Source organism: Microbacterium sp. ISL-103 (assembly GCF_018613995.1).
Lineage (GTDB): Bacteria > Actinomycetota > Actinomycetes > Actinomycetales > Microbacteriaceae > Microbacterium.
On record NZ_JAGGPD010000326.1, the window covers coordinates 1 to 1606 of the forward strand.

The 1606-nt window shown below is 69.6% G+C and carries 1 protein-coding gene and 1 pseudogene; both read left to right on the forward strand.

Annotation, left to right across the window (positions count from 1 at the left end):
- The first annotated feature begins 19 nt into the window (after window positions 1–19).
- A complete protein-coding gene (gene rnc, locus J7E68_RS12300) occupies window positions 20–643 on the forward strand; it encodes a ribonuclease III (protein WP_396652502.1) in 624 nt (207 codons plus the stop codon).
- A pseudogene (mutM, locus tag J7E68_RS12305) lies at window positions 636–1548 on the forward strand (bifunctional DNA-formamidopyrimidine glycosylase/DNA-(apurinic or apyrimidinic site) lyase). Before rnc ends, mutM begins: the two are co-directional and overlap by 8 nt.
- Window positions 1549–1606 lie beyond the last annotated feature (58 nt).

The window sequence follows — 1606 nt, forward strand, 5'->3', positions numbered from 1 at the left end:
CGATATCGACGCGTAGCTTCTGGAGTTGGCACTCACCCATCGTTCCTACGCGTATGAGCACGGCGGGATCCCGCACAACGAGCGTCTCGAGTTCCTCGGCGACTCCGTTCTCGGTCAAGCGGTGACGGTGATGCTCTTCACGACCCATCCCGGTCTCGATGAGGGCGAACTCGCCAAGCGTCGCGCGAGCGTCGTCTCGACGGTCGCCCTCGCCGAAGTGGCGCGGGGCATCGATCTGGGCAGCCATCTGCTGCTCGGACGCGGTGAAGAGCAGACCGGTGGTCGCAACAAGGACTCGATCCTGGCCGACACCATGGAAGCCGTCATCGGCGCGACGTACCTGTCCGCCGGGCCTGAGGCGGCGACCGAACTCGTGCTCAGACTCACCGAGCCGCTCCTGGCCGACCCCGAGCGCTACGGCGCCGCGATGGATCCCAAGACGAGCCTGCAAGAGCTCGCGGCGCGCGCCGGATCGACCCCGCCCGTCTACTCCGTCGAAGCGAGCGGCCCCGACCATGATCGCCGCTTCACCGCGACGGTCGTCGTGGGAGAGCTCGTCATGACGGGCAAGGGGAGCAGCAAGAAGACCGCCGAGATGGCTGCCGCTCTCAGCGCCTGGCGCCTCCTCGACGAGCGTGCCTGAGCTTCCTGAGGTAGAGGTCGTCAGAGCGGGGCTCGCTCCCGCGGCGATCGGCTCGCTGATCACGGCGGTGACCGTGTTCGACGAACGGGCGCTGACTCGCCACACCGCGGGGGCGTCGGACTTCGTCGCCCGGCTCGAGGGGCGCACCTTCGCCGATGCGGCGCGTCGAGGCAAGTTCCTCTGGCTGCCTCTCGCCTCCGATGACGAGGCTCTGATCGCCCACCTCGGCATGAGCGGTCAGATGCTGCTTCGGCGTCCGGATGCCGCAGCCGAGCGCCACGAGCGGATCCGGATCAACATCGAGCATCCGCTGCACGGCGAGCCCGCCATCGTGTTCGCCGACCAGCGCACCTTCGGCTCGCTCCCCCGCCACCCCCCCGGGCTCCCCCGGGCCCCCCCCCCCCCCCCCCNNCGCCGTCGACCGTCTGGTGCTCGACGGGCCATCCCGCATCCCGACGCAGGTCGTGCACATCGCGCGAGATCCACTGGATCCGCTCTTCGACGACACGGAGTTCCGCCGCGCCGTTCGCACGCGTGGCAGCGCCATCAAGCGCGTGCTGCTGGACCAGCAGGTGATCAGCGGCGTCGGCAACATCTACGCAGACGAGTCCCTCTGGGCATCGCGCATCCACCCCGAGACCCGCGCCGGTTCGCTGTCGACGCAGGCAGTGAATCGGCTGCTCGCCGAGGTCAGAACCGTCCTCGCCAAAGCTCTGGCCGAAGGCGGCACGAGCTTCGACGCCCAGTACGTGAATGTGAACGGTCAGGCCGGGTACTTCGCGCACTCCCTCAACGCGTACGGCCGCGGCGGTCAGCCGTGCCCTCGCTGCGGCGGGCTGATCCGGCGCGAGGCGTTCATGAACCGCTCGAGCCACTACTGCCCGCGGTGCCAGCGGCGTCGCTGACACTCAGGCGACCTCGAACGCCCGCCCGAGCAGCGGCCGGGTCGCGCGGGTGCTCACC